A 23,587-nucleotide genomic window follows, 5' to 3' on the forward strand; every position below is an offset into this window, starting at 1 on the left:
TTGTAAGTTAGCAGTATTGAAAAAGCATTCGCTACGTTTGGTCTTCCTTGAACTTTCAGTTCTTCGAAATCCCGCACTTCGCCAATACTTTTTCCGTTAGCCGTAATTTTGTAGAAAAACCGTCAAATAAAAAAGAGAGTGTTTTTAATAATTTTTATTCTTCTACTTTTAATAATAATTCCTTGTGTTTTATTTTTAATTTTTGTGAAAAAATTTAATGGATTGAAAGAAGTTTCAATTATTATAGTTTCATTACTTATTCTATTATTTGCTGGTTATTATTTTTTTCAAAGTTCTGATTTTGAAAATATTGAGCGAAAACTGACTGAATCTGACTTAAAACTATCTGACAATTTCAAAATCGTAAATGCAAATGACGAGCAAACTTTAGTTGATTATTATACTGATTATGAAATTCTGATTTCTGAGAAAGATAAGTTTAGGTTAATAAACGACATAAAGAATTCGAGAAAATTTAAAACCGTAAAATCTGAAGAATTTGATTCGTATTGGAATAATGAATATGAAAAAGAACTTGTGAATAATCAAACTATCCGAAATTTTAAAATTAATCAAACTTATGTTCGAACTATCACATTTCCAAACAGTAGTCGAAAATTAGAAACAGAAATTGACACAATAAACAATGTTTTAAGAATTACAGATTCTGCGGATTAAAAAACTACGGCTAACATTGTATTATTAAAAGTCTTATTATAACATATTGAATTTCAGTATATTTACTTACTATACCCAACACTAAGTACAACATAAGTACAACTTTTGAACAGGTAATTTCAACGTATAGAAAAGCAAGGATTTTGATTTTAAAAATCCTTGTTTTTTTGTTTAAATACGATTTTCCTTTATCCCCTGTTCTACTCTTCCGATTGCTGTTCTGACCTTTGCTTTTTATCCTTTACGGTGCGTTAGCACTCTATCGCACTGTATTACAATATGTTGTGTATTGCCTGTAAAATGAGATAGATAGAACTTTGTAAATGCTGCAGCACAGTATTTATTAACCTTTAAAATTTCAAAAAATGGCAAGACAAAAAGGACTTATGAAGTATATAGGCACCATCGGCGATGTAAGACACTTCAAAATAAAAGGTCAGGAAGGATTTTTCGCCGGAATGGTTGGCGGACCAACCGCAGAGCAGGTAAATAACGCTCCCGAATTTGAACGTACCCGTGAAAATATGAACGAGTTCGGTGGATGCGCAAGAGCGGGTAAATCGCTTCGTACCGCTTTATCTACTTTGATGTCTAAAATGGCGGATAGTCAGGTGACAGGTCGATTGACTTCTATAATGAAGAAAATCAATCTGGAAGACGGAACGGAAGCCAGAGGCTACCGAAAAATTGAAATCTCTACACAAAGAAATTACCTACTCGGTTTTGAGTTTGATAAAAAGCTTTCTATGAATGGTGTGTTTAATGCTCCCTACGATGTGACACAAACTGCCAATCGAGAAAGTGCAGATTTTATTATTGCACCATTCAATCCGGCTGACTTAATTTCTGCTCCTTCCGGAACAACGCATTTTAGATTGGTTAATGCTTTGGCGGTGGTTGCTGACTTCGTTTATAATGCCACTACCGGAACGTATGAACCTGATGACATTGTAAACAATGAATTGAGTGTTGTTCAATATTCGGCTTACATTCCTTTGAATGCTCCCTATGCAGGCTCTACTTTAACAGCAACACTTCACGGAGCACCCACTTTGGGAAACAATGTAACAGTGATACAATGCATCGGAATAGAATTCTTCCAGGAAGTCAATGGTAACTATTATGCTTTTTCTTCAGGCAATTGCTTAAGAATTGAAGATGCTTTTTAAGCTAACAAAATTCAAAGCCTTCTTCAAAAAAGAGGGCTTTTTTATTTAACCCTTAAAACAGGAATTCAATGAAAACAAAAATTCTAAGAGTTGCAGAAGGCAAACAAAGTACACTCAGCCAATTATACATCAATGATATTTTCCAATGCTATTTGTTGGAGGATAAAATCAGAAAGGTAAAAATCCAAAATCAAACCGCTATTCCTGCAGGTATTTATAGTTTAAGGCTCAACACCTGGGGCGGTAAAAATGCCGAATATCGGCAGAAGTTCCCCAAAATCCATAAAGGAATGATTGAGATAAACGGATTACCGAATTTCAGTTTTGTGTATATCCATATTGGGAACACTTATAGACAAACAGCAGGTTGTCCGTTGTGTGGTTTCGGGTTTGATGTAGCGGATGGAGATTATCAGATTGTACATAGCAAAGAAGCTTATGAAATGATTTATCCAAAACTTTTGGCTATTGCTGAAAGCAATGATAAAAGCATCAGCATCGAAAACAATTTCCAATTTTAAAAAGTCTCATACGGCTTTCAGCCACCTCCCCCAAATGGAGAAGAAAATAGGAACAAAATTTTATTTATGGAAAATACATTCACTTTAAACGTTGTTTTTGGTTCTGTGATGAGTATGCTGTTGACCATTGTTGCTTATTTTATAAAGCAACTTCATTCCGATTTCAAGAAGATGGAAAAGGATTTAACGGAGGTCAAAACAATGGCTTTACTCATCAAAACAGAGTTTAAGAACAGTTATGCTCTACTCAATCAAAAAGTTGATTATCTGGAGCATCGTGTCAATATCATCGAACAAAACAATTTAAAACATTCAACCAATGAAAAATAACAGTTTAAATTTAATCGAAAGAGTTTCGGCTCCTACTCCGAAATGGTTTAAAATCATTCGGACCATTGGTATTACATTGACCGCTGTTGGCGGTGCCATCTTAGCCGCTCCGGTGGCTATTCCCGCCACTATTGTAACCGTAGCCGGTTACGTGATGTTGGGCGGAACCATTGCAACAGCCATAGCACAAACGGCGATGCAGACCGATGACGATAAAGAAAAGGAAGTTACAGAAACTAATTCCATTTCTGATAACCCATAATTTGCAATTGGTTTAACCTCATCTGTATTACTACATCCTGTCCATTGGGCAGGATTTTTTATTGCTTACACCTCATTGCATCAAATTTATAGAACGGTGCATTTATATGGGCTTTATATGGCTGAAAAAGTGCCAATATCGGTTAAGCAGTGGGATTGTTTCATACAAAAAAAGGTAGTTTTTTGAACTACCTTTTCAAATGCCTTGCAATGTAGATGCGTTTGAGTTCTGAAATCAAAAGTAACTGTTCGTACATTGCTCTCTCCTTTTGTTCTAAAGCTTTAAAATGTTGAACATCTTTCTTAAATTCTTTGTCTTTGGTTTTCAAATGTTCGATTTGTTCAAAAACAAAGCTTTTAAAATCTCTGATGCGGATAAACGGAATGACCGAACCGACTAAAAACGATTGAAAAGCTTTTGCTTTCCATAATCCAAACAATAAACTGCGATAATGGTCTAATTCTGCTGTATTACGGCAGGAAATAACGAAGCAATTGGGGCAAGGCAGGTCTAAAGGTTTCCCGCTGTTTAAACCTTTGGAAAGCGCGTAAAATTCAAATTCTGATTTTTGATTTTTCGGATTGTAAGTGTAAATTTTGGGCTGTCGCATAATTTTGGATTTAAAATTTTGCTTCGCCTGGTTATTTTGAAAAGAAGAAAGAAAAAAAGGGAAAAAAAAGAAAAAAGAAAGCCTTTTGAAAGGTGGCGTGGCTAAAAAAGCAAAAGGAAACGGAATAAGTCCCGAAGGGTGGAAAAGGAAAATTTATATTTTTTGAAAAATAAATTTTCCTTTTTCCATTATGCCGTAGTCTTTTGCTTTTTTTCGAGCGAGGGCATCAGGAAGCCACCTATCTTTGCTGTCTTTTTTTTATTGATTGACCGGCTACGGATAAACAAATCTTCTTTTATATGATGGAAAAAGTTCAGTTATTCATCACTTTAATTTCAGTAAAAATTCACTTCAGAATAGTGCAATGGAAAATGAAAATCTGCTTTTGTGTGCTGGGAATGGGGCAAAAAATCTGCAGGGATAAAAAGGCATACCAAAATAAGAAGCGGAGGGAAAAAGCAAGGGTATGCGGAACGCAATACGCTTGCTGTGCGGTGCTGAGGCGGGTGCAAATCAAGCGAAGTGCAATGCAATGAAACAACGCTGTTTGCACCTGCCACAAGCACATTGGCAAACTAATTCTAATGCCTTTTTTATCCCTGCTCCGCTGAAATGGGTGGTGGGGAGCGTGGAAAAAAGCGTGGGCAAGGCGTCGGAAAGAAAAAATACGGCTTCTGGTACCCGAAAAATATAAGCATTGGGATTGAGCGATGGGATATTTTTTCGGGGAGCGGACTATGGCATTGGCTATTTTACATAATGTTATTATAGGACATTTTTGCGTTGGCATAGCAGCCTATAAGCGTGGCGGAAATGTACTATAATGCCACATTATGTAATGTAGCTTCCGCCGATTTGAATACTGGCATAAACGGAACGGTGGTGGTGGTTGGAGTGCAGTGTCTTTTTGCTTTGTTTTTTTGGAGTTGATACAGCTCTTTGCCACCGCAGGAACGAGGATGGCAATGTGCTGTGGAGGATTGGCAAAAAACAACGCAAAAAGTATGACAGTTGCAAACGGCGGCAATGCCATAGAAGACAGCAAATGAAAACGGCTTTAAACAGGGATTGCTGTCTACAGCCGTATTTTTTCCTGGCGTGGGCAGAGCGTGGGGAATTAAAGGGCTTCACTTCATTAAAGTTCTTATTCATTTTTCTATTTTTGCAACAATAATATTTACATTTCAGAATATGAGTATTTCCATTTATATAGAGCCAATTACAAACGGAGAAGAATTGGTTAAAAAACTGTTGCAAGATGAATTTGGTATTAATGAAATTAATGCTGGAATACTTTTTGCAAATCTGGTAAAACCACATTTTGATAATTTCAAGGATAATACATTCATATTAGCCGAAACCAATTATGTAGACAAGGTATATCGAGATAGTTATTATCACTACTATTCCTCCAAATTACCTAAGTATAAAAGAGATGCTATAAGACTATCGTTTTTTGAAGAAGAAATTTCAGATACGGAGTTTTTTGATGGGGCACAACATAGTACTCTACAAGAAAAATATCGAGGTTTTATTGTTTTAAGACCTACCGACCCTTTTATTATAGGGAGAAGTATAATTTCCCCTCTATTATTGAGAACAAATAATATCCTTGCTTGTATGAGTAAATTTCATACAACAGTTAATGGAGTTAAATTTACCGTAAAAGGGTTTCCTCATTCCTCGCAAGACACTGAAACAATTAGCTGTGCAGAAACAAGCCTATGGGCAATTATGGAGTATTTTAGTAACAAGTATTCCGATTATCAACCTGTATTGCCTTCTAAAATCATTCGAACACTTAATCAGGTTTCATCTGAGAGGCAGATACCTTCTAAAGGGTTGAATATTGCTCAAATATCGTATGCTTTAAGGGAATTTGGGTTTGGTACAAGAATTTATAGTAAACAACAGTACACTACTGAATTTGAAGGCTTATTAAGTTGTTATATTGAAAGTGGCATACCAATCATCGTAGCTATTGAAGGGGGCAGCATAGGACACGCTCTATTGGCAATAGGACACGAAAAAATTCAGAATGACGAGATTGACAAAATTACTCCATTTATAACAGTAGCTGCAAAGAACATTGAAATATATGATTATGACACGATAAAGAAAAATTATATTTTTATAGATGATAACCAACCTGCCTATCAAAAAGCTTCTTTAGATGAACCTGCTATTCATTATAATAATCCTGAATGGGATAGTTGTAGAGTTACCTATTTTATTGCTCCACTATATCCTAAAATATATTTAGAAGCCTATGAAGCAAAAAACTATATAAGAAATTTTATTATAACAGGACCCGAACCATTGAATAATAATAGTCAGGTCTTGCTTAGATTTTATCTTGCATCAAGTCGTTCTTTTAAAGATGCGATAGCTAAGAATGATAGTTTTCAAGAAGATTTGAAAAGTATAATTATTGAAACACCTATGCCTAAATTTATATGGGTGGCAGAAGTAAGTTCAAGAGATTTAATAAAAGAGAAGAAAGCTAATGGTATTATTATTGTGGATGCTACTGAAGCAAATATTTATTTTAATAAACCTTTGATTTTGGCAGCATATCAAGACAAACTGATACTTTTTGATGAAATTAGTGGTAATTTAGAAAGCAATGTATTACCTTTGCAGGACTTTCGAATATTCGAACACAACCTTAATGATTTCGAGTTATGATAACAAAGATAAGTAGAACAGAAGCTATCAGAGCTAAAATGAAACAAGAGGGAAAAGTTACATCTCTTGATAAGGCACAACATATTGCTGCCATTACAACGATGAATAAACAACTTGAAACTGTAAGAAGAGAGTACCAAGTAAAAGACAGAAATTCTCAGATTACTGCTGCGACAGTAATTTTGACATCTTAGAAATTAATTTATTCAGTATATAGAAAAAGGGAGCTTAAAAGCTCCCTTTTTTTGTTTAAAAGAATTTTGTCCTTCAATTTCTTAATTGGGACAGAGCGTGGGTTGTGTAGATTTTTAGTAAATCACTCTACTATTACTTTAATATTCCGATTTTTAGAAATAATACACCAAACAGACCTATTTAAATAACGATTAGTGTAAAATAATTACAATTTTTGTATTTAATTTTACGATTTATTTGTTTTTATTTCCAAAATACAATATCTTTGTATCACAAAATGTAACTTACAATCGAAATATTATGTACACGGAAATACTAAGGATAATTGAAGGCGGGCTGAATAAAGACACTAAAAAGGTTTTAAATTATTCTAAAATGCTTGCTGAAAAGCTAGATGGTGATGGCGACCAAAAACTTGCTAAACTTATCCTAAAGACTATTGATAAAGGTCCGGCTACAACAGTTACAATGGATGAATTACTTACCACGCCTGTTGACCAAGAAAGCCGGTTAAGTATTGTTGATGTCGAAGTGCCATCTAAAGAGCGAAATTTAATTGTCTTGCCTCATCTTGTTGAGAATAAAATAGACGATTTTGTTAGTCTTGTAAAACATCAAAGCGAATTAATTAAAAATGGAATAGAAACTTCTAATACATTATTGTTATTCGGAAAGCCAGGAGTTGGAAAAACAAGTGTTGCAAGATATATCTCTGAAAGCACAGGGCTTCCCTTGGTAATAGCAAGATTTGATGCTATCGTATCTTCTCTTTTAGGAAATACAGCAAAGAATATTAGAAAGATATTCGAGTTTGCGGAAAATAAGCCTTGTATTCTTTTTCTTGATGAATTTGATGCGATTGCTAAAGCCAGAGATGACCAATATGAATTGGGAGAACTGAAAAGAGTTATTAATAGTTTGCTTCAAAATATTGATGTTTTTGCTAAAAACAATATACTTATCGCAGCGACTAATCATCCAGAAATTTTAGATAAAGCAATTTGGAGAAGATTTAATACAGTTATCGAAATAGGCTCTCCACAGGAAAATGAAATTGAAGAACTCATAAAGAATTTTGTTGATGATTTTAAAACAGACTTTATGAATGATGAAAAAAGGAAAGACAGATTGGTTAAACTTTTTGAAGGGAAAACACCATCAGATATTAAGGCTGTAATTAATAATGCAAAAGCACATACTATTATCCATAGTAGTCAAACCCTATCCTATGAAGATGTAATTATTGAATTGTATGAATTCAATAACAATGGAAATATTACTATTGAAAAGCTTGTTGAGTTCCTAAATGAGAATGGAGTACCGCAAGCAACTATTGCCGAGCGTATGAAAGTATCATTAAGACAAATAAGAAATTACTTAAACAAACAAGCATAAACTATGGAAAATAGAAATTTGCCAATTAAATTCTTTCAGAAAAGACAGAAAGATGAAATGGGAACCGAAGCTGGCGGCGGACAAACAATTCCTAAATGGGCTTCTCAAGGACAGATGAGAGAGAAGTCGGAATACATTAAGACAGTCTTGGCAGAAGTTTCAAATTCATTAGCCGAAAAAGTTAAGAAGAATAACTATATACCTTCAGTAGTAAAATTAAAGGTAAGTGGCGATGCTTTAGCTAAAACCTACAGAAAAGAAATTGGTAATCTTTTCAATGTTGGTAAGCTGAATATTATTGGCGTGAGCGGTGAAGATGAAGTATTAATTAAGATTGATAATGAAACTGACTTAAAAAATATTTTAAATCGTTTCTCTGATGCCAAATTAGCTTTTCCTAATTATACAACACTTGTAGGTATTTCAGCCATTAATAATATAGAAGAATTTAAACCGCAAATTGAAATTGAGGAAGAATACGAAGACCAAGTATATAAAGTAAAGCTTTTCAATTATGGCAATGCCGATTTGAACAATATCCTTATCAGAAGTTTTGAAAAATATTGTAGAGATAATGATATTGACTTTGAAAAAGCTGAATATTCAGACGAATTAAACATTTTCAGAATTAGCAAGGTAACTACTGATGATTTTGAAGAATTGCGTGACTTTGACGGCATCCAGCTAATTACAGAAATGCCTTCTTATAGTCTGACCTTGGATGAATTGACAGAGGAAAATGTTATTGAAATAAAACAACCAAAAGAAGGTGCTAATTATCCAGTAGTAGGAGTTCTTGATACAGGGATTTCAAGCATTCCGCACCTTACTCCGTGGCTACACAATAAAAGTTTTACCAAATATCACAAAGATTATATTAATAAAGGGCACGGCACTTTTGTAGCTGGTGTTTTGTTGTATGGCGATAATTTAGAGGGTAAAGACTACACTGGTTTTGAAGGATGCAAATTGTTTGAAGCCATTGTAATGCCTGATTTGACCAAGCAAAAAATATTTGAGGACGAATTAATTGAAAATATTAGAGAAGCAATAACTGACCATAATGAGATAAAAATATGGAACTTATCTCTTGGTACTGACAGAGAAGCTGATTTATATGAATTTTCAGATTTTGCAAAAGCATTAGATGAAATCCAAGAAGAAAACAATGTATTAATATGCAAATCTGCAGGCAATTGTAATAATTTTAAAATCAATGCACCAAAAAGCAGAATAGCAAAATCAGCTGATACCGTAAGAGGCCTTGTAGTTGGTTCTATAGCTCACGATAAATTGGAAACAGATTATGCTGAGAAAAACAATTCATCTCCTTTTTCGAGAATTGGTCCAGGACCATCAAATTTGATTAAACCTGATGTTGTTCATTTTGGCGGAAATGCCGGTTTAGATACTACTAATAAAGTTGTTATAAATCCTGTGAAATCATTTTCTTCTGACGGAAGTTTAGCAAAACAAGTGGGAACAAGTTTTTCTACACCTCGTATCGCTGCTATAACAGCAGGCGTTCATTCAATGTTAAACGAAGAATTTAACCCTCTTCTTTTGAAAGCACTTGTAATTCATTCTGCAAAGTATCCGGAAGAAATGAAAATGACTATTGCAGAAAAAATTGATGCAGCAGGATTTGGAATGCCTACAAATATCAACGATATTTTATTTAATCAACCCAATGAAATTACATTAATTCTTCAAGACAATATTGAGAAAGGTTCATTCATCGATATTCTGGATTTTCCATTTCCACAAAGTATGATAGATGATGACGGATATTTTTATGGAGAACTAACCGTAACACTTGTAACTTCTCCTATTTTAGAAGTATCGCAAGGAGCGGAATATTGTCAGTCAAATATTGATGTCTATTTAGGAAGCTATGATGAAAAAATTGAAAAAGATATAACCCAACCAAGGGTTAAAAACCCAATTGGAGCGGATGGAAGACAAAATGTTTTAGCAACAAGTGTTTACAGCAAAAAGGCTATGAAGGATTTTGAAACTTCTTTTGCAAGCGAGAGAATGTTACTTTCTTACGGAGATAAATTTCAGCCTGTAAAAAAATGGAGTGTAAATTTTGATGATTTTACACCAACCAATAAAGATAAGTTTTTAAAAGCACCTAAGAATTGGTACTTAAAACTTGAAGGGCTTTTCAGACATTTTACAGAAAGCAAGTGTGAAATACAAAAAACCGTACCAAGCCAGGAATTTTGTTTGGTCGTAACCATTAAGGACACCAAAAAAAGAGGAAATATTTATAATGAAGTTACGCAGCTGTTGAACAATTTTAGTTTCGTTCATAGCAACGTGAAAATAAGAGAAGAAGTAAGAATTAGATTAAATGGATAAAAATTACCAATAAAAAAAGACAAAAAAAATGTCTTAAAAGTTCCAGCTTTTAAGACAATAATTTAAACCGGAATGTAAAAAGCAGTGTGTAGCTTATCGGGGTTGGTAACCCTTTGGCATTCCAATATTGAAAAGTTTCGTTTTGCAAAAGTAACTGTTTATTTTAATAAACATAGATTTTAATTAGTTTTTCAATAAAAAGTACGCACCGGGTAAAATTCCTAACTCCGTGAATGTAGAGGATAAGTTATTAATAATTTAAAATTACATTTTATGACGTTCGAAGGAGCAGTATTAAAAGAGCAAGGAGTATCATTTGCCATTGTCGTGGTCAAAGAACACGTACTCAACAGCTCTTCAGAGTGTAACAATGCCAGAAGTGGTTTTCAAACTATTTTTCCAAGAATGCCAATCATTTTGATGGCTCAAAACAGCCGTGGTGTTCCAAGGTATCAAGGAAGAACAGATATTGTAAACTTCTTAGCAAACGTACATCCATCTAGAATACCTTGGAAAAGGTACAATTACAATTGATTAACTAATTAAAATTTAAAAAAAATGTCAAAGTACATTATTCGTAAAACGTCCAGCGGACAATATTGGTGGGTTTTAAAAGCTCCAAATGGAGAAACCCTATTAACAAGTGAAACTTATACTACAAAGCAAAACTGTCAAGGCGGTATTGCGAGCAGTAAGGTTAGTGTTGCAGATGCTAACTTTAGACGATTGACATCGGTAAGAAATGAACCTTATTTTACTCAAAACTCTAATAACTATCAAGTATTGGGAACGAGTGAAATGTATTCATCAATATACAATCGTGACAATGGTATAGAAGCCGTAAAACGGTATGCTCCAAATGCGGTAATAGAAGATTTATCTTAATTATTAATTTAAAAATTTTAAAGAAAATGGCAACTAATCCTCCTAAAGGTGACGGACATCGAAATGGTGCTGTAAGAGACAGAAGTCAAACATATAATCCAAAAACTGAAACTTGGGTAAAAAGAGACAGTGATAACGGACGTTTTATGGATGTCAAAAAAGATGGTACACCATTTAAAGGTGTTCGCAAAGAAAAATAAGATGGAACTTATTTTTGTAAACAAAAGAGGTTATTCTGAAATACGGATAGCCTCTTTCTTTTTAAGTAAGTAGGATAACTACATTTCCACAAAACATATTTTTTGTATTTCTACGAAATACAAAAACCGATTTATTGGGATGATTGGAAGCAAAGCAACGAAGTACTTGTTTCGGTTTGCATCGAAAAGGCGCAAAGTGTCTTATTTTTTATCGCAGATAAAAAATAAAAAATCTTTTTGCCCGAAAAAGGTTATCCTACTTATCCTCTCTAATTAAGGTAATAAGGTGCAGAATGCACCGATATTTTATTATAAAGCGAAGCTTTGGAAAATAGTTTTTTGCCGAAGGCAAAACCGATAAAGCAATGCAGTGCAAAATCCTACTGTAAGTAAGATAACTAAATTTCCGCAAAACATATTTTTTGTATTTCGCAGGAATACAAAAACCGATTTATCGGGCTGATATGGTGCAAAACGGTAAACCGCAGGTTTCCGTTTGCATTGGATAAATTTGTTTTGGCTTGTTTTTTAGCGAAGCTAAAAAATGAAAAATGTTTCTGCTCAAAAATGCTTATCCTACTTATCCACTCCGAAGCCTCACCCCAACCTTCTCCTTTAGAGAGGGAGTTTTTAAAACCTGAACTTGGATTGCTCTGGTGGTTTTGACTGTTCAGGTGGTGGTTCTTTTTCCCGGTTTTTATTTTCTACTTCTTCCCAAGTTAGTTCCAGAACTGCATACACATAACCGTTCTTTTTGGATAAGCGTAAATAGCCGTGTTTCTTTAATGCTTTGCCCAATTTCATTACCGTTCCGTCTGTAATATTCAATTTTGCTTTATCGGCTAATTTGGCTGCGATTTGTGAGGTATTGAGAAAAGCATTTGCTGTTTCTCTGTCGGCTATTTCAAACCACGTTAATAGTAATTCTTCTTCAGGACTTCGGATTTGATATTGCTCATTGTTTTCGTTAATCTCTTTGATTTCTTCCTGGTTGAACCAATACCTAAATCCGTCTTTATACAATTGCTTTGCCTGCGCATAAGCCAAATTAATATCAATGTTGTGGGTGTATTCTATATGCTCTACTTCAAAGCATAAAAAACGGCGTGAGCCGGTTGTATCATTGAGAAATTGGGCAGTGTTTACACTGCCTGCAAATGATGCCCTGCGTGGCAGGGTTTCATTATTGTGTCCATATGCTTTACGCATACGGATATGCGTTTTTGTGATAAGTTCTTTCAGCGTACCGATTTCGGTACGGTTCAGATTTTCTAATTCATCTAAGTTAATCAACATACATTCTGCTAAATGTATCAAGGTATCTTTATTGTTCGGGTTAATCGTTCCCGAAAACATATAATCCTTTAAAGGTTTTGGTATGAGCTTTTCTATCCACGTCGTTTTTCCTACGCCCTGTTTTCCACTAAAAACAATTACGGTTTGATTGATGGCTTTTTCATTGGTAACGCAGGCTACCATTGCTACAAACCATTTTTTGAAACATACTTGCCACAATTCCTGCTTTGTGGTGCTTATGGTATTAGCAAGGTTTAGAATGTGGTCGGTTCCATCTTCATTGATTTTTAAGTCATCAAAGTAATCTTTAAATGGGTCGTATTGCTGGCAATAATCAGAGTGTAAGAGATTGCGAAGCGTATTGATATTACACTTCACTTTTGCCTTTAAAATCTCACGCAGGATTGAGTTTTCAACGAAATCTGTTACAGGCTTCCAAGCCCCTCCCGACCTCCCCAAAGGGGAGGAGATTTCCCCAACACGCAATGCTTTGTGCTCTAATTTTCCTGTAACGATGTTATAGCGAAAGCTATAACGGTAGTTTAGGAAATTCTCTAACCTATCTATGAAACTAGGTTTTTCTTCAGCCTCACCCTCTTCTCCCTCTCCAAAGGAGAGGGATGAATTATTTTGAATATTAGATGATTTATTGCTTGTAGATGGCTCGGAAATTCTGTCTTTAGGATTTAGTGTTAAGTTGCTTTTGTTGTGTTCTACTACATTTTTATACGCACTGTTTATAGTGGTCATTACTTCCTGTGCATCATAATTGTAATCGGACAAAATATAACCCATTGCCGCAGGTAATGGTACTCCTTTGCGGTTAAGGTTGCAAGCCAACAAATGAACAAAGTTGTTTCTATTGCCGTTGATATAGCTTTCTTTTTTCTCTGTAAACCTTACGCAATGTTCGTAGATAGGCAAATAGTTGTCAGTTGATAGTTGTTGGTTATCGGAGACACTTCGACTATGCTCAGTGTGACAGTCTTCTGTATCAGAAATAACTGGGAAAATGCTTGCATTTTCATTTAAGTACAAATCTGTGTCGTAAGACACAAAACAAAGGCGTGTAACATCTTTGCCCGATTTGTCTATTGGCAAAGCCAATAGTTCTTCATAGTGTTTTTGCAGTTTTAGAAAGGCTTCTTTATGGTTTTCCTGAGATGAATTGACACGAACAAAAATTTTTAAACCGTTTCCCGATGGACTTATAAATGCAGCGAATGTGTATGGGTTTTGAATTGCCAAAGCTTTAGCATTGGTCAATTGTTCTTTAGACAATTTATCAATATCTAAAACCACCATTTGCGTGTAAGCTGTGACAAATTCTAACTTTCTACCACCTTTAAAGCACGCCGAAGGCGTGAAAGCAGGCAAAGATTTCTTTGCCCTTTCGTAAGCTTCCATCTTGCTTTCTGCCAACGACTTTCTCAAATAGGTAATCACATTCTTGTACTTACCCGCTTTGATGTCTTCCAATACCTCAATGATTTTTTGGTTCTGCACCACTTCATTAAAGTTTTTAAAAATACTTACTACCATAATTTTCAGATATTAGATTTGAGACATTAGATATTAGACTTATTTCTTTGAAAAAGCCTTGTTGTAATGTTCATTCAATAGTTTCTCTACATCTGAAAGTTTGTAGTAAATTTTGTTTCCGACTTGGGAGAAAGAAATACGTCCTTCGTCTCTCCAGGTTTGAGCAGTGCGTTTGGAAATTTTCATCAGGATAAGAAATTCCTGATTGTCTAAGAATGTATCTTTCTTAGGTTCGTTTTTGGCGTTAAGACGTGTGGTGATTTCGTCTAAGCGTGTTACCAATTCTGTGTATTGGTCTTTGGATAAAATAATTGCTTCCATTTTCAAATAATTTTTTGATTATGGAAGCAAAGGACTGAAATGTAAAAAAGTCCGCAGGTTCCTAAATGGTTCCTTGGGACTAAAAAATTTTATAGCATCTTATCAATGTCTATTCTTTTATGGGGTTTTGGACGTTTGTCCGTCTTGGATGGTTTTATCATCGTGGCAATACTATCGGGACTTAGTTCTTTTCCGTCTTTGTCTGTAAAGCTATTTACAATAACCGCAATGATGTCATTGATATTACCATCAATAATAGGCTTTCCCTCTACAAATAGCTCCCGGTGCAACTGATAAAATATATCCACCATTTGATTGATATTGCAGTTGATTTTAAGCTTATTAAACGGCATACCATTACAATTTTGCCGCATTTGTTCTTTAGAAAATTCAGAAGTTAAGCGACTGATATGCTGTATCTGGTCTATTTCTTTTTGACATTGCATTGAGTAATCCGGGAGTTTCGGGTTAATAAAATCAATACTGGCTTGCTCATAATCGAATTTTTCTTTGGTTAAATACATAATCTTTTCGGTATAATCTTCCATTTCATCAACCTTAGATTTTGTTTCCTTAAAACAGAAATATCTCACTTCACATTCGGCGTTAATGTACTGCATTGGAGGCTTTTGATGGGAATGTCGGTAGCGTAATAGCTCTAATTCTTTTCGTTTGCTTTCTATTATCGTGTAACATTTAATCATTCTACCTTGACCTGACGAATTACAGAATACACCTTCGTTAATGGAAATTAATCGTTCAGTTTTATTGAGCCATTTTATCGGGTCTGAAATAAAATTGCAGTGATGGGTAAAAAATTCCGGCAACTTTGCATAAGGAACGGTAAGTAATTTTTCTATCAAAGCCTTACAATACTCGGTATTACCTGAAATATCCTCAATATAAATATCAAACAAAACATTCTCCGACTGTTCTTTTGGAATAGCCGTTTGCTCAGAAAATTGAACGGTTGTTTTGATTGGATTATTCACTTGATTTTGTACTAAATATTGTTTGGCATCCCTTTTTACTGTCCCTGCTCAACACGCTTTAAAGCATCGTTATCTTTAGGTGTGAACTTAAAATTTTGAAAATCTTTGTCTTTAGGAATTTCCAATTGGAAACTGTTTTGTTCTGCTAATTCTATAACTAAATTATTTCCGGTAAAATCTAAAACGTGACCGCCCTGCATCTTATCATCTGAAAGATAATGAAAATGAAATCCCTTACTATTAATCCCATTAAGATATTCTGGTAAATAGTAGCCAATCAATACGCCATCGGTCTCAGAAAAATCAAAAAATTTCTGCGTATCAAAAATAGTAGTGATTGAGGGGAAAGGTTCTGTTTTTACCGGAGGAAATGCCCTTGTTCGTATGCTTTTAAAATGTCCTGTTACCTTGATTGCGTACATCGTATTTTTGTTGCTTATCTTTTCATCAAGCTTTTTTAAAAGCATCTCTTTTGACATTTCACCAGAGACTTTAAAAATATTATCTCGATTGAAAAATGTGGTAAACAGCAAGGAAGATTTAAAATTATCATCCGGTTCAATGGTTTCTCCTGTCGCTTTAGTTTGGTAAATTTTTCCATTGAGCATCGTTAGTTCCCCATCCAGCATATCCGGTGCACCTAAACCAAAATCACCTTTTAGTTTTAGTTCTTTAAGAGTTTTTGTCCCCTTGTAAAGACCACATACGAAGGCATCAGCAACACCATACTGATACAGTCTATTATATTGCTGTTTTTCATTCATTTCTAATTCTTTTTTGTTGATTATTAACACTCTGTTCTTGAGCATCTGTGGCATAAATATTTTTTGCGATGACTGGTTATAATAAATATCTGCAATGCTTTCTTCAGTTAATAACATATCGCTTTTCTGGTTCTCTAAATCGTACGTCCATAATTTACCATAACTCTTCGTGGGAAAAGACACCCAATCTGAGATAAGTAAGTGGGTATTGTCTAACCATTCTACACCATCAAAAAAACCATTAGCAATATTGGGCAATTTTTTAAAATTCTCTTTTCCTGATTTAATGTAAATACTTCCATCTCCATAGTTTTTACCATTGGTACAAACAACTATTTGGTCAGTTTTTGCATTGTAATTAATCCCATTTGCCGTGGGAATATTTCCAATGATTTCAAAAGACTTGTTTTGTGTATTTATACGATAAATATTTCCTGAAAGGGTTTCTGTAACACCAATAAACCCTTTGCTTAAAAGACATACATCATTCAAAATCTTTGCATCAGGAACCTTAAGTTCAAAGACTGTTTTTTTTGTATCAATATCAAAACCTATAACTCTATTTAAATCTGCAACGTATAAAATATTTTTATCAATAGCCATACCTTTAGGAGCATTCAAAACTCCTGTTTCAGGCAAAAATTTAAGACTTATCAATTTACCGTCTTCTGAAATTTCACTGATAAATCCGTCAGCATCTTCACTAAAAACATCTTGTCCCTGATTAGATACAAAGTAGCGTTTCCCATCAGAAGTGATGCTCTCGGGCATCGCAAAACCATTAATAACTTTCTGTGAAAAGCAGCTAATACCAAGAGTTAAAAAAATTACCGATAATATAATCTTCATATATTTTATTCTAATTGATTTAAAATGTAATGACAATTTTACCAAAAGCCTCTCCTGACTTTAATTTTTCAAAAGCTTGTTTTGTTTGATTGACATTGTAAATGCTATCAACTACAGGTTTTAGATTATTTTTCTCTACAGCATTTACCAAATCTGCCAAATCCTGTGCATTACCAACAGAATAGCCTTGCAATCGAATGTAATTCATAATGAGTGGAAACACATCAAATGACAATTTACTGCCTGACATAAAACCAACCAATCCAACAAAACCGTGTTCCTTAACTGAAAGAATGCTTTGAGCAATAGTTGCCTGTCCTGCTACATCCAAAGTAATATCTACACCTTCGCCCTGGTTAAGTCGTTTCACTTCATTGCTCCATTCCGGATAATCCGTATAATTAATAACTTCATCAGCTCCCAAATCTTTCAGTTTTTGTTCTTTTTCTTTACTGCCTGTTGTTGCGATAACTTTTAATCCCGAAATCTTCGCAATTTGTAGCGCTGCTAATGACACACCTCCACTGCCTTGTACCAAAATTGTTTGTCCTGCTCTTACGCCCGCCTGCATTAGCATTGCCCAAGCCGTAAGACCCGCAACAGAAAGAGAAGCCGCTTCCGCATCGTTTAAATTATTTGGAGTTCTAGCCAAAGTATTTTCCGGCTGTACAGTATATTCTGCCAAAGTTCCTGAAGTTTGTAAACCTGTTCTTACAGCATTATGATAAGGTGTTGTTCTTCCTGCCTCCCATTTGGTTACAAACGGTATTAAAACACGGTCACCTTTCTTCCAGCGTGTTACATTATTTCCTACACTTTCTACAATACCCACGCCCTCCGAAACAGGAATGAATGGAAGTGGAATATTTAAACCAACGCTGTTTTCTACAGTAAGTAAGTCAAGATATTGAAGTGATACAGCCGTTGTTTTTACTAAAACCTCATTTTCGCCAACTTCGGGAGTTGGAACTTCGGCTAATTTCAGATTTTCTATGCCGTAGTTTTCTAATTGTATTGCTTGCATAATCTTTTGAATGGAATTTGAAATTAATAACGTTGTCCTCCGATAGTCAATCCACCGTCTACCAAAATACTTTCTCCTGTAACAAAGGAGGCAGACGGACTACTCAACCAGACCACCAATTCGGCAACTTCTTCGGGATCTCCAAAGCGACCAATCGGGGCGTGTTTTTTCGTAGGCTCTTTCAATTTATCAGCTTCTTCTTTAGGAAAAGGATAAAAACGGTCAAACATCGGGGTTTGAATGTAGCCAGGTTGAATGCTGTTTACCCTTATTCCGGCTTCTGCAGCTTCAACAGCCAAAACACGAACCAATCCGTCCACAGCGGCTTTACTTGCTGAATACACTCCTGAACCTCCAAAAGCCCCTCTTGAAAGCCAAGATGAAGTGTTAACGATTGTACCGCCTGTGCCTTGTTTTTTGAACTGTTCAATTTCGTATTTGCAAGATAGCCAAGTGCCTTTGACATTGATGCCTACAACATTATCAAATTCTTCTTCGGGTGTTTCATCAATCGGTGCAAAATGTCCCTCAACACCTGCATTGTTAAAAGCAATATCGAGCCTGCCAAAGATGCGAACAGTTTCAGTGATAAGATGTTTTACTTCCTCGCTTTTGGAAACATCAGTTTTTACGAAATGGATATCGGAACTTATTTTTTGCAATTCAGTAAGAGCAGTTTCACCAAGTTCCTGCCTGCGTCCCGCAATAACAACTTTTGCACCTTTTTGTAAAAACAGTTTTGCAGAAGCCAAACCTATACCCGTTGCACCACCTGTGATTAGAGCAACTTTTCCTTTTAAATTTTCTTGTATCATAAATAAATATTTTATGATACAAATTTCTGTAGAATTGAACTTCGATAATTATGCTAATCAATCAAATGATTATGAAATGGACGCAAAGCTTTTTCTGAACTGATTAGGCGTAAGCCTGGTTTGCTTTTTAAAGAATATAATAAAGTTTGAGGAATGCTCAAAACCTAAAGTATATGCTATTGCAGAAACATCCCAATTACTGAATTGTAATAATGCTTTAGCTTCTTTAGTTATTCTTTCGGCAATCCATTCTGTTGTAGTTCTCCCTGTACGCTCTTTTAAAGCTCTATTTAGGGTATTGGTATGGATATTAAGTTGTAGTGCAAATTCGTTTGCTGTTTTTATCTTTACAACCTGACTTGGAGCATCAATAGGAAACTGTCTTTCTAACAATTCTAAAAATAAATTACAAATACGTTCAGATGCATTTGTGGAGCTATAAAAGCTATCAGGAGGTTGAATTTTAAGTGCTTCGTGCATTATTATTTGAATGTAGCCCCTTAATAATTCGTATTTATTTGAATAATCACTATTGATTTCCCGGAACATATTTTCAAAAATATTCTCTAAAATTTTTAAACTCTCCAGACCTGGAAAAAAAACGTGATTGCCACCAACTTTAAAGAGAGGAGATTTTGAAAGAATTTCATTTTTCAAATTGCTATTAACAAAATCCTCGGTAAATAGACAAAAATAACCTTCTTGATTTTCAGATGTAGGTTCCCAAGAATACGGTATAAGAGGATTGAGAAATGTGATTGAAGGTTTATCAATGTTAATAGACTTATCTGCATAACTCAGAACACCAGTCCCTTTTGTAATCATAGATATTTTGTAAAAATCCCTTCTATTTGGTGGTAAGGATGTGCTATCACAAGCAAATTCTTCTCTGCGGTATATATTAAATTGTCCTTTTTTTGGATATTCCTGCCCGTGATTGATATAAAAATCTTTAAGCGTTTCCTTTTTTTTCATACGACAAAGTTATTAAATTCAAACAAACCAAACCAACAACATTATATCACATATTGCTCTACTGCCTTGTCCAATTCTTCACTTATTACTTTGGCGTAAATCTGAGTAATACCAATATCCGAATGGTCTAACAGTTTTGAAACATACTCAATCCGCATTCCGTTATTTAAAGCATTGGTAGCAAATGTATGACGGCTTAAATGGAATGATAAGGAAAAAGGCAATTCCATATCCTTGCCTAATCTCCTTAACTTTTGACCACACAAAATATTTTTTGCATTGATGATATGAGCCTGATATTCTTCATTGGCATCAAACAATTCTACATCTTCAATAATCGGAAAAACAAAATCCTTAGGTTGTGAAAATTCGGTTTTGTATTGGTGCAAAATACCCAATGCTACCTGTCCGATTTTAAAATTGTGGGTTCTTCTGGTTTTACGTATTTCCTTGGTGATGCGTTGTTCTTTCTCGTTAAAGTGTTCCCATTTCAGACTCACCACATCGCTAAAACGTAAACCGCCTGCATACACCGCAAAAATGAACATATCTCTAAATATTTCGTCTTTTCCGGTATATTCAATTTTTAGGGTTCTTAGCTTTTCAATCTGCTCTTTGTTCAGATATAAACGTTTGCCCTTATCTCTTTTAACTTTCACTTTTGAGAATGGGTAAACAGCTTCTGAAATAATATCCTCCCTTTGTGCATCCCGAAACATTACGGATAAAATAAGCAAAGAATAATGAACAGTTGTAGCTCCGTTTTTCAATGTATTGGAAAGGTAGTTTACATAGTCTTTCAACATCGTAACTGTAATATCATCGAAATACACATCCCGATGTCCTACAAATTTCTCAAACTTGGATACATACTGTTTGTAGTTTTTATAGGTAGCCACCGATACCGTTCCTTTGATACGCTCACAACGATTGTAAGCATATTCAAAGAAGTTCGCCATATCCTTACCTTTTATAGCTTCTTTTAGTTTTCTTGCTGAAACGGATTTTCTCTTTCTTTCGTGGTCTGCTACAGTTCCCTCCGCATCGGCAATTTTTTGAGCAAGGAAAGCATTCATCCTTGCACTATTCGGGTGGTTCTTTTTGATTTTCTGCTTTTCATCATCCCATTCTGTTTGCTTCAGTTTTACTCCGGTAGCAACAAATTTGGCTTTCCTATCTTTTATAACCCTTATGTACAAAGGACTATGACCTGTTTTATCTTCCTGATTTGTTCTAAGAACTAACTTAATTGATGCCATAAAAAAAAGTATTAAGTTTGTTGTACTAAATAAATGAAACGAGTGCAATTTGATGAAACCCTTTATTTGTCAGCTATTTCAAAGCGGTGCAACCTGATACAAAGATACAACATTTGGTACAACAATCCTATTATTTCATTGCTTTTTTATGCACTATTCTATCCTTTAAAAAAATATAAATATCTGATAAATAAGTATTTTGGTGCAAAATGTGACATACGATTTAATACTTTTAATAACATAGTATTTGCAAAAGGCGGGGTTGAATCGCTAATAGAAAAACCCGTCGCAATTAGTCGCAACTTGCTTTTCATATTGTATTTTTTTGTAATTTAACAATCTGAAAAAGCAATTTGCTTCGTTCGGTCGAGATTGAACTTGTAGTTAAATTTAGCCCGCCCTTCGCAAATACTTTTTCCGTTAGCCGTAATTCTATGAAACAGCACGCTTTACAAACAATAGGTCAATTTGAACAAATTAGAATTGATTATAAAAATGAATATCATAATGGAAATTTGAGTGAAAATGATTTTAAAGGACAATTATTTAATAGAATTGACAAAGTAATTATTTTTCTTAATTTAAATCTTCAAAATTTTCACGATAATCTCAATAATAAACTTAAGTTTGATAGAATTTTGCCTACGGCATCAGAATATGATTACAAAGAGGTTTTAAGACATTATTTTATACAAACAAAAGCATCATTCATTTATGGGATTTCTTCTGTGATTGAAACATTTTTCAGAGAATTACATAAGGTTCTATTTCCAAATAAAAACATTGACAAAAAGAGTTTATATGAAATATTAAACCAAATATTTAATAAATTAGAATTAGAGAAAAATGAAAATTGGATTGCAATGATGGTTTTGTCAAATATTAGAAATACAATTCATAACAATGGAATTCATATATCAGAAGATAGAACATTTATTTATCACAATTACGAAATAATTTTCAATTATAATTTACCTCAAAATGTTGCTTTGTATGATATTTTGTCATTGATATTATATGATTTTTTAAAACTTTTTAAATTCATTAACAATAAAATATAAAAGAACTACGGCTAACATAGTATTGGCAAAATGCGGGAGGAAGTCTAAGTTGAAATATTCGATATATTTAGCCGCCGCCGCTTTTTCGTATTATTATTTTTTGTAATTTAACAATCCGAAAAAAGCATCGGCTACGTTTAGTCTAAATTGAACTTTTCGTTCCATTTAGCCCGCACTTCGCCAATACTTTTTCCGTTATCTGCAATTCCCCTACTCGAAAACGAAGTTGTTTTTAGCCGCTAACGATTATTTTTACTAATTTTGATAATCAAATAGTAAAACGCACTAAAGTATAACTAATTGATTATCAAAGTAAAAACTTAACGTTAGTCAGAATCTTATCAAAAACACGTAACAAATTGAAAATAAATAAACTAACAAAATATTCAGTATTTGGATTTATTTTTTTACTTTTCATTTTGTCTTGTGAAAAACAAAAAAATAATGGATTCGATTCTGAACAAAAAAGTATAAAATTTACTTTAGAAAATTTCCCAATGATTGATAAAAATCTTGAAAAGATGAAAGAAGTAAATTTAGATTCAATCTCGATTTCACTTTATAAAAATCCTAAGAAAGAAGATTATGATGAAGTAATAGTTTTTAGAAAAAATAATAGATTTTACGCAATTCCTTTTTTTTCAAATATGTATTTCGATTATTGGAATTTCGATAATGAAGAGCAGAAACAACTTTATCCTGAAACTAATTCTACATTTGAAGAACAAATAAAAAAAACTGTTTCCGAATTAAATCTCAAGCCAAATGAATTTGGATTAATAATGAAAGAACTCATGAAAAGTGTTTTGAATGCGGAAACAAATCTTGACTTAAAACCAAAAATTTTCAAAAATTATATCTATTCTACTTTCAAAGTTGACAAATACAAATCCGAAGAAATTGATTCCTGTACAAAAAGAACTGAGAAAATATACAATCACATTTTAAGCGAAACAAATAAAACAATAAGATATAATCAATTCTATTTAGATTCTGAAAATGGAAGAATTTATGAATTAATTAATGATGGCAGAAAAAGAGGCGAATTAAAATTTAGAATTAAAGTTCATAGAATTGATTGCTTTACATATCGTTTAAGTTTGTAAAAAGACTGCAGATAACATTGTATTGGCAAAATGCGGGGTTAAATCCTAAATTGAAATATTTGAAATATTTAGCCGCCGCTGCTTTTCATATTGTTTTTTTTTGTTTAATTTAACAATCTGAAAAAGCATCGGCTCACAGCAGTTCTGAATTGAACTTTCAGTTAAATCCAGCCCGCACTTCGCCAATACTTTTTCCGTTGTGCGCAATATTAGAAGCGCGGTATCAAAAAGAAATTTCGGTCTGAAAAATCAAAATTTTGACCTGAATTAAACTTTCTAAAAC

23 protein-coding genes are annotated in these 23,587 nt (G+C 34.0%); 14 read left to right on the forward strand and 9 right to left on the reverse strand.

Annotation, left to right across the window (positions count from 1 at the left end; translation table 11 throughout):
• Nucleotides 1–222: 222 nt before the first annotated feature.
• The 5 genes from IV513_RS11180 to IV513_RS11200 all read left to right on the forward strand — a co-directional run bounded on the left by IV513_RS11180 (nt 223) and on the right by IV513_RS11200 (nt 2,960).
• Nucleotides 223–678 (forward strand): hypothetical protein, encoded by a 456-nt coding sequence (locus IV513_RS11180; protein WP_143154115.1) that lies wholly within the window; start codon nt 223–225, stop codon nt 676–678.
• 365 nt (nt 679–1,043) lie between these two features.
• Nucleotides 1,044–1,847, forward strand: coding sequence for a hypothetical protein (locus IV513_RS11185; RefSeq protein ID WP_209390660.1), 804 nt, complete (start codon nt 1,044–1,046; stop codon nt 1,845–1,847).
• A gap of 68 nt (nt 1,848–1,915) precedes the next feature.
• Nucleotides 1,916–2,368 carry a DUF5675 family protein gene (locus tag IV513_RS11190; protein WP_209390661.1) on the forward strand — a complete coding sequence of 151 codons (453 nt, stop codon included), beginning with the start codon at nt 1,916–1,918 and terminating at the stop codon, nt 2,366–2,368.
• Nucleotides 2,369–2,434: 66 nt separating this feature from the next.
• Complete coding sequence (locus IV513_RS11195; protein WP_209390662.1) at nt 2,435–2,698, forward strand: hypothetical protein; 264 nt, start codon at nt 2,435–2,437, stop codon at nt 2,696–2,698.
• Nucleotides 2,688–2,960: a hypothetical protein gene (locus IV513_RS11200; protein WP_209390663.1), complete on the forward strand. Its 273-nt coding sequence runs from the start codon at nt 2,688–2,690 to the stop codon at nt 2,958–2,960. Before IV513_RS11195 ends, IV513_RS11200 begins: the two co-directional genes overlap by 11 nt.
• A gap of 187 nt (nt 2,961–3,147) precedes the next feature.
• Here the strand turns inward: IV513_RS11200 and IV513_RS11205 are convergent, their stop codons facing one another.
• On the reverse strand, nt 3,148–3,570 hold the full coding sequence (locus IV513_RS11205; RefSeq protein ID WP_209390664.1) for a hypothetical protein: 423 nt from the start codon (nt 3,568–3,570) through the stop codon (nt 3,148–3,150).
• Between the two features lie 1,068 nt (nt 3,571–4,638).
• Here IV513_RS11205 and IV513_RS11210 point away from each other — a divergent pair.
• From IV513_RS11210 to IV513_RS11240, 7 genes are all read left to right on the forward strand, one after another.
• Entirely contained in the window at nt 4,639–6,258 is a 1,620-nt protein-coding gene (locus IV513_RS11210) for a papain-like cysteine protease family protein (RefSeq protein ID WP_209390665.1), read from the forward strand.
• 38 nt (nt 6,259–6,296) lie between these two features.
• Complete coding sequence (locus IV513_RS11215; RefSeq protein WP_209390666.1) at nt 6,297–6,452, forward strand: hypothetical protein; 156 nt, start codon at nt 6,297–6,299, stop codon at nt 6,450–6,452.
• Between the two features lie 301 nt (nt 6,453–6,753).
• Nucleotides 6,754–7,848: an AAA family ATPase gene (locus tag IV513_RS11220; protein WP_209390667.1), complete on the forward strand. Its 1,095-nt coding sequence runs from the start codon at nt 6,754–6,756 to the stop codon at nt 7,846–7,848.
• 3 nt (nt 7,849–7,851) lie between these two features.
• Nucleotides 7,852–10,215 carry a S8 family peptidase gene (locus IV513_RS11225; protein WP_209390668.1) on the forward strand — a complete coding sequence of 788 codons (2,364 nt, stop codon included), beginning with the start codon at nt 7,852–7,854 and terminating at the stop codon, nt 10,213–10,215.
• A 273-nt stretch (nt 10,216–10,488) separates the two neighbouring features.
• Nucleotides 10,489–10,749: a hypothetical protein gene (locus IV513_RS11230; protein WP_209390669.1), complete on the forward strand. Its 261-nt coding sequence runs from the start codon at nt 10,489–10,491 to the stop codon at nt 10,747–10,749.
• A gap of 24 nt (nt 10,750–10,773) precedes the next feature.
• On the forward strand, nt 10,774–11,100 hold the full coding sequence (locus IV513_RS11235; RefSeq protein WP_209390670.1) for a YegP family protein: 327 nt from the start codon (nt 10,774–10,776) through the stop codon (nt 11,098–11,100).
• A 26-nt stretch (nt 11,101–11,126) separates the two neighbouring features.
• Nucleotides 11,127–11,300 carry a hypothetical protein gene (locus tag IV513_RS11240; RefSeq protein ID WP_209390671.1) on the forward strand — a complete coding sequence of 58 codons (174 nt, stop codon included), beginning with the start codon at nt 11,127–11,129 and terminating at the stop codon, nt 11,298–11,300.
• A 630-nt stretch (nt 11,301–11,930) separates the two neighbouring features.
• On the opposite strand, the gene IV513_RS11245 is transcribed toward IV513_RS11240, so the two are convergent.
• The 8 genes from IV513_RS11245 to IV513_RS11280 form a co-directional block, all read right to left on the reverse strand.
• Nucleotides 11,931–14,138, reverse strand: coding sequence for a VapE domain-containing protein (locus IV513_RS11245; RefSeq protein ID WP_209390672.1), 2,208 nt, complete (start codon nt 14,136–14,138; stop codon nt 11,931–11,933).
• Between the two features lie 39 nt (nt 14,139–14,177).
• Entirely contained in the window at nt 14,178–14,459 is a 282-nt protein-coding gene (locus IV513_RS11250) for a helix-turn-helix domain-containing protein (protein WP_209390673.1), read from the reverse strand.
• A gap of 89 nt (nt 14,460–14,548) precedes the next feature.
• Nucleotides 14,549–15,451 carry a hypothetical protein gene (locus tag IV513_RS11255; RefSeq protein WP_209390674.1) on the reverse strand — a complete coding sequence of 301 codons (903 nt, stop codon included), beginning with the start codon at nt 15,449–15,451 and terminating at the stop codon, nt 14,549–14,551.
• A 35-nt stretch (nt 15,452–15,486) separates the two neighbouring features.
• Nucleotides 15,487–17,064: an acetolactate decarboxylase gene (budA, locus tag IV513_RS11260; RefSeq protein ID WP_209390675.1), complete on the reverse strand. Its 1,578-nt coding sequence runs from the start codon at nt 17,062–17,064 to the stop codon at nt 15,487–15,489.
• 19 nt (nt 17,065–17,083) lie between these two features.
• Entirely contained in the window at nt 17,084–18,088 is a 1,005-nt protein-coding gene (locus tag IV513_RS11265) for an NAD(P)-dependent alcohol dehydrogenase (protein WP_209390676.1), read from the reverse strand.
• A gap of 23 nt (nt 18,089–18,111) precedes the next feature.
• Nucleotides 18,112–18,903, reverse strand: a complete 792-nt coding sequence (locus IV513_RS11270) for an SDR family NAD(P)-dependent oxidoreductase (protein ID WP_209390677.1) — start codon at nt 18,901–18,903, stop codon at nt 18,112–18,114.
• 69 nt (nt 18,904–18,972) lie between these two features.
• Entirely contained in the window at nt 18,973–19,878 is a 906-nt protein-coding gene (locus IV513_RS11275) for an AraC family transcriptional regulator (RefSeq protein WP_209390678.1), read from the reverse strand.
• A gap of 41 nt (nt 19,879–19,919) precedes the next feature.
• Nucleotides 19,920–21,137 carry a site-specific integrase gene (locus tag IV513_RS11280; protein ID WP_209390679.1) on the reverse strand — a complete coding sequence of 406 codons (1,218 nt, stop codon included), beginning with the start codon at nt 21,135–21,137 and terminating at the stop codon, nt 19,920–19,922.
• A gap of 434 nt (nt 21,138–21,571) precedes the next feature.
• Here IV513_RS11280 and IV513_RS11285 point away from each other — a divergent pair, with 434 nt between their 5' ends.
• Nucleotides 21,572–22,198 carry a hypothetical protein gene (locus tag IV513_RS11285; protein ID WP_209390680.1) on the forward strand — a complete coding sequence of 209 codons (627 nt, stop codon included), beginning with the start codon at nt 21,572–21,574 and terminating at the stop codon, nt 22,196–22,198.
• A gap of 359 nt (nt 22,199–22,557) precedes the next feature.
• The gene (locus tag IV513_RS11290; RefSeq protein ID WP_209390681.1) at nt 22,558–23,304 is read left to right on the forward strand and encodes a hypothetical protein; all 747 of its coding nucleotides are present in this window, start codon (nt 22,558–22,560) and stop codon (nt 23,302–23,304) included.
• Nucleotides 23,305–23,587: the final 283 nt, after the last annotated feature.

It is taken from the genome of Chryseobacterium sp. RR2-3-20 (assembly GCF_017808115.1).
Classification (GTDB): domain Bacteria; phylum Bacteroidota; class Bacteroidia; order Flavobacteriales; family Weeksellaceae; genus Chryseobacterium; species Chryseobacterium oryzae.